Source organism: Actinosynnema sp., assembly GCF_052038725.1.
This window is the reverse complement of the sequence record NZ_JBQGCX010000041.1, coordinates 1-5,701: the sequence shown is the minus strand read 5'-3', so window position 1 is coordinate 5,701 and position 5,701 is coordinate 1. Positions and strand designations below refer to the sequence as shown.

The window sequence follows — 5,701 nt, the reverse complement described above, 5'->3', positions numbered from 1 at the left end:
CGCCGCCACGAACAGCAGCTCGTCCCCGCCCTCCAGCGCGTCGTCCGGGGTCGGCACGATCACCCGCCCGCCGCGCAGGATCGTCACCAGCGCCGCGTCCCTGGGCAGCGCCAGGTCCCGCACCGGCGTCCCGGCCAGCGGCGTGTCCTCGGTGAGCGTGATCTCCACCAGGTTCGCCTGCCCCTGCTGGAGCGTCACCAGCCGCACCACGTCCCCGACCGTGACCGCCTCCTCCACCAGCGCGGACAGGATGCGCGGCGTCGACACCGCCACGTCCACCCCCCACGCCTTGGTGAACAGCCACTCGTTGCTGGGCACGTTGATCCGCGCCACGACCCGCCGCACCGCGAACTCGGTCTTCGCCAGCAGCGACACCACCAGGTTGACCTTGTCGTCCCCGGTGGCCGCGATGACCACGTCGCACAGCTGGAGCCCGGCGTCCTCCAGCGAGGACAGCTCGCACGCGTCGGCCTGCACCCACTCGGCCTGCTCGACGGTGTGCGGCTCGAAGTGCGCCCGGTCCCGCTCGATCAGCATCACCTGGTGCCCGTCCGCGACCAGCTCCTGCGCGATGGAGCGCCCCACCGCGCCCGCGCCTGCGATGGCGATCCTCATCAGCCCTCCTCGGGGGCCTGGGCCGCGGCCGAGGCGACGTCGGTGATGGTGCCGGACAGCGCGGCCACGTACACCACGTCGTCGGCCTGGAGCAGCGTCTTCGGGCCGGGCAGCACGCCGGTGCCGAACCGCATGACGAAGGCCACCCGGCAGCCCGTCACCGACTCGAACTCGCTGACCGGGTGACCCACCCAGTCCTCGTGCGGGTCCAGCGGCAGCACCGCGACCGTCCCGGACGGGTCGCGCCACGCCGTGGACGCCCCCTCCGGCAGCAGCATCCGCAGGAACCGGTCGGTGCTCCACGGCACCGTCGCCACGGTCGGGATGCCCAGCCGCTCGTACACGGCCGCGCGCCGCTCGTCGTAGATCCGGGCCACGACGGCCTCGACGCCGAACGTCTCGCGCGCCACCCGCGCGGAGATGATGTTGGAGTTGTCGCCGCTGGACACGGCGGCGAAGGCGCCCGCCCGCTCGATGCCCGCCTCCACCAGCACCGCCCGGTCGAAGCCGTTGCCGACCACCTGCTGCCCGTGGAAGTCGGGGCCGAGCCTGCGGAAGGACTGCGCGTCCTTGTCGATCACCGAGACCTGGTGGTCGAGGCGCTCCAGCGCCTTGGCCAGGGAGGAGCCGACCCGGCCGCATCCCATGATCACCACGTGCACGTTGCCTCCTGAGCGACGCCTTCCGGCAGAACCTACCCACGACTACTCCGAGCAGGGGAGGTGACCCCGTACGCTTACCCCCCGTGTCCAAGCTCGCAACCGCGGCCAAGCGCCTGCTGGTCGGCAGGCCCTTCCGCAGCGACCGGCTCGCCCACACCCTCCTGCCCAAGCGGATCGCGCTGCCGGTGTTCGCCTCGGACGCCATGTCGTCCGTCGCGTACGCGCCGGAGGAGATCTTCCTGGTGCTGTCGGTGGCCGGCCTGTCGGCCTACGCGATGGCCCCGTGGGTGGGCGTGGTCGTGGTGCTGGTGATGCTCGTCGTGGTCGCCAGCTACCGGCAGAACGTGCACGCCTACCCCTCCGGCGGCGGCGACTACGAGGTCGCCACGGTCAACCTGGGCCGCAGGGCGGGCCTCACGGTCGCCAGCGCGCTGCTGGTGGACTACATCCTCACCGTCGCGGTCTCCATCTCCTCGGCGGCGGCCAACATCGGTTCGGCCATCCCCTTCGTGGCCACGCACAAGGTCGAGTTCGCGGTCGTCGCGATCGTCCTGCTCACCGCCGTGAACCTGCGCGGCATCCGCGAGTCCGGCGGCGCCTTCGCCATCCCGACCTACGCCTTCATGGGCGGCGTGCTGCTGATGATCGGCTACGGCCTGGTGCGCGCGCTCGTCCTCGGCGACGAGATGCGCGCCGAGTCCGCCGACCTGGTCATCCGCGCCGAGCACGACAACCTCGCAGGCTTCGCCTTCGTGTTCCTGGTCCTGCGCGCCTTCTCCTCCGGCTGCGCGGCCCTCACCGGCGTCGAGGCCATCAGCAACGGCGTGCCCGCCTTCCGCAAGCCCAAGTCCCGCAACGCCGCCACCACGCTGCTGATGATGGGCGGCGTCGCGGTCGTGATGCTGATGGGCCTGATCGCCCTCGCCCAGCTCACCGGCGTGCGGATGGCCGAGCACCCGGAGGAGCAGATCGTCGGGGCCCCCGAGGGCTACGAGCAGAAGACCATGATCGCCCAGATCGCGGGCGCGGTCTTCGACGGCTTCCCCGCGGGCTTCTTCTTCATCGCCGTCGTCACCGCCCTGATCCTGGTGCTGGCCGCGAACACCGCGTTCAACGGCTTCCCCGTGCTCGGCTCGATCCTCGCCCAGGACCGCTACCTGCCGCGCCAGCTGCACACCCGCGGCGACCGCCTCGCGTTCAGCAACGGCATCGTGTTCCTCGCGGGCGCGGCGATCGTGCTCGTGGTCGCGTTCGACGCCGAGGTCACCAAGCTCATCCAGCTCTACATCGTCGGCGTGTTCGTCTCGTTCACCATGAGCCAGCTCGGCATGATCCGGCACTGGACCCGGCTGCTGGCCGACGAGGACGACCCCGAGCGCCGCGCCCGGATGCTCCGCTCCAGGGTCATCAACGCCATCGGCCTGGCGATGACCGCGTCCGTGCTGGTCGTGGTGCTGCTGACCAAGTTCACCAAGGGCGCCTGGATCGCGATCGCCGCCATGGCCGCCATCTACGCCCTGATGACCGCCATCCGCAGGCACTACGACCGGGTCGCCGAGGAGCTGCGCCAGGAGGAGCGGCAGAAGCTGCTGCCCTCCCGCAACCACGCGATCGTCCTGGTGTCCACCCTGCACATGCCGACCCTGCGGGCGCTGGCCTACGCCAAGGCGACCCGGCCGGACGTGCTGGAGGCGGTCACCGTCAACGTGGACGACGGCGACACCCGCAAGCTGGTGCGGGCGTGGGAGAAGGAGGGCTTCAAGGTCCCGCTGAAGGTGGTCGAGTCGCCCTACCGCGAGATCACCAAGCCGGTCCTGGACTACGTCAAGCGCATCCGCACCGCGAACCCGCGCGACGTGGTCACCGTCTTCATCCCCGAGTACGTGGTCGGCCGCTGGTGGGAGTCCATCCTGCACAACCAGAGCGCGCTGCGGCTCAAGGGCAGGCTGCTCTTCGAGCCCGGCGTGATGGTCACCAGCGTGCCGTGGCAACTCGCGTCCTCCCACCGGGTGACGCACCGGGACGACGCGCTGGCTCCCGGCCAGGTCCGCAGGGGCCTAGACCAGCGCGACCTCGAACAGCGAGCGAAGAACCGGAGCGGCGAGTGAGCACCACAACCTGGCTGAAGCAGGTAGTCGAGGTCGAGGTCGGGGCGGTCGCCCACGGCGGCCACTGCGTGGCCCGGCACGAGGGTCGGGTGGTCTTCGTCCGGCACGCGCTGCCCGGCGAGCTCGTCCGCGTCCTGATCACCTCCGACAACGGCGGCTCGTTCTGCCGGGGCGACGCCGTCGAGGTCCTGCGGCCCAGCCCGGACCGGGTCACCCCGCCGTGCCCGTTCTCCGGACCGGGCAAGTGCGGCGGCTGCGACTGGCAGCACGCCTCCTGGGGCGCCCAGCGCGACCTCAAGGCCGCCGTCGTCGCCGAGCAGCTCCAGCGCCTCGCGGGCGTGGAGCGCGAGGTGGAGGTCGAGCCGCTGCCCGGCGGCCACCGCGACTGGCGCACCCGGCTGCGGCTGGCCGTCGGCCGCGACGGCAAGCCCGGCTTCCGCGGCCACCACAGCCACGACGTCATCCCGGTCGACCACTGCGTGATCGCCGCGCCCCACGCGCTGGACGACGTGCTCGACCGCGCCTGGCGGCCCGGCTCCGAGCTGGCCGTCACGCTCGACTCCACCGGCAAGCAGCACGTCACCGAGATCGCCCCCGCCCAGCGCAGGGGCGGCAGGCGGCCCACGCCCGGCCCGTCCAAGCTGCGCAGGGGCAGCGGCGGCGCCGTCGAGCGCGCCGCGGACCGCGACTGGCTGGTGCGCGCCGACGGCTTCTGGCAGGTCCACCCGCACGCGGCCGACACCCTCGCCCGCGTCGTCGGCGAGTGGGCCGCCTGCGAACCCGGCGACCACGCCTGGGACCTGTACGGCGGCGCTGGCCTGTTCGCGTCCGTCCTGGCCGCCCAGGTCGGCGAGACCGGCTCCGTCGAGGTGGTCGAGTCCGCCGCGAACGCCGTCCGCGACGGGCAGCGCGCCCTCGCCGACCTGCCGCAGGTGAAGTGGCACGTGGGCCGGGTGGAGGACTCCGTCACCCGCGCGCCGCTCGCCGAGCGGTCACCCTCCGTCGTCGTCCTCGACCCGCCCCGCAAGGGCGCGGGCGCCGCGGTCCTCGACGCCGTCGCCGCGCGCCGTCCCACCAGGGTGGTGTACGTCGCCTGCGACCCCGCGGCCCTGGCCAGGGACGTCGCCCTGCTCGCCGGGCACGGCTACCGGTTGACCCAGCTCAGGGCGTTCGACGCGTTCCCCATGACGCACCACGTCGAGTGCGTCGCCCTGTTCACGCGCGGTGACTGACCGGGCGCGAGGCAGGGCGTCTCAACGGGTGGTCCGTAGACTGGCCGGACGAGCAAGGACCAACCCCCAGGACACGAGGTGGAAGCGGTGTCGCTGCTGGAATCCGTCAACGGACCGGCTGACCTGAAACGGCTTGACCACGACCAACTCGCCGCGCTGGCCGACGAGGTCCGCCGATTCCTGATCGACAAGGTCTCCCGCACCGGCGGGCACCTCGGCCCCAACCTCGGGGTCGTCGAGCTGACCATCGCCGTGCACCGGGTCTTCGACTCGCCGCACGACTCGGTGGTCTTCGACACCGGGCACCAGAGCTACGTGCACAAGATCCTCACCGGCAGGCGCGAGGGCTTCGACACCCTCCGCAAGAAGGGCGGCCTGTCCGGCTACCCGTCCCGCGAGGAGTCCGAGCACGACGTCGAGGGCAACAGCCACGCCTCCACCGCGCTGTCCTACGCGGACGGCCTGGCCAAGGCCTACCAGCTCACCGGCCAGCGGGACCGGCACGTCGTCGCGCTCGTCGGTGACGGCGCCCTCACCGGCGGCATGTGCTGGGAGGCGCTCAACAACATCGCCTCCGGCACCGACCGCCCGGTGGTCATCGTCGTCAACGACAACGGCCGCTCCTACTCGCCCACCATCGGCGGCCTCGCCGACCACCTCACCTCCCTGCGCCTGCAGCCCGGCTACGAGCGGGCGCTGGAGCGCGGCAAGGCCGCGCCCCAGTCGGCCCCGATCCTGGGCAAGCCCCTCTACGCCGCCCTGCACGCCGCCAAGCGCGGCATCAAGGACGCCATCAGCCCGCAGGCCATGTTCGAGGACCTCGGCCTGAAGTACCTCGGACCGGTCGACGGCCACGACATCGCCGCCGTGGAGTCCGCGCTGCACCGCGCCAAGTCGTTCGGCGGGCCGGTCATCGTGCACACCGTCACCCGCAAGGGCAACGGCTTCGCCCCGGCCGAGAACCACGAGGCCGACCAGATGCACGCCACCGGCGTCATCGACCCGATCACCGGCGAGGACGTGAAGCCCGCCGGACGCACCTGGACGCACGTGTTCTCCGACTCGCTCGTGGAGATCGGCCGCG

General features: G+C 72.2%; 5 protein-coding genes. 3 read left to right on the top strand and 2 right to left on the bottom strand.

The genetic code is table 11. The annotated features are described in order from the left end of the window. Both ACTUAL_RS00765 and ACTUAL_RS00760 read right to left on the bottom strand, forming a co-directional pair. A partial coding sequence (locus tag ACTUAL_RS00765) for a potassium channel family protein (RefSeq protein WP_440898909.1) occupies window positions 1-615 on the bottom strand: 615 nt, incomplete at its 3' end. Continuing rightward, window positions 615-1,277, bottom strand: coding sequence for a potassium channel family protein (locus ACTUAL_RS00760; RefSeq protein WP_440898908.1), 663 nt, complete (start codon window positions 1,275-1,277; stop codon window positions 615-617). The genes ACTUAL_RS00760 and ACTUAL_RS00765, both read right to left, overlap by 1 nt. Before the next feature lie 83 nt (window positions 1,278-1,360). Between ACTUAL_RS00760 and ACTUAL_RS00755 the strand changes: the two genes are divergently transcribed. The 3 genes from ACTUAL_RS00755 to ACTUAL_RS00745 form a co-directional block, all read left to right on the top strand. Next, window positions 1,361-3,385 carry an APC family permease gene (locus tag ACTUAL_RS00755; protein WP_096492120.1) on the top strand — a complete coding sequence of 675 codons (2,025 nt, stop codon included), beginning with the start codon at window positions 1,361-1,363 and terminating at the stop codon, window positions 3,383-3,385. After that, a complete protein-coding gene (locus ACTUAL_RS00750) occupies window positions 3,382-4,617 on the top strand; it encodes a class I SAM-dependent RNA methyltransferase (RefSeq protein ID WP_440898907.1) in 1,236 nt (411 codons plus the stop codon). Before ACTUAL_RS00755 ends, ACTUAL_RS00750 begins: the two co-directional genes overlap by 4 nt. An 87-nt stretch (window positions 4,618-4,704) precedes the next feature. Beyond that, window positions 4,705-5,701, top strand: a 997-nt coding sequence (locus ACTUAL_RS00745) for a 1-deoxy-D-xylulose-5-phosphate synthase N-terminal domain-containing protein (protein ID WP_440898906.1), incomplete at its 3' end; no start/stop codon positions are given.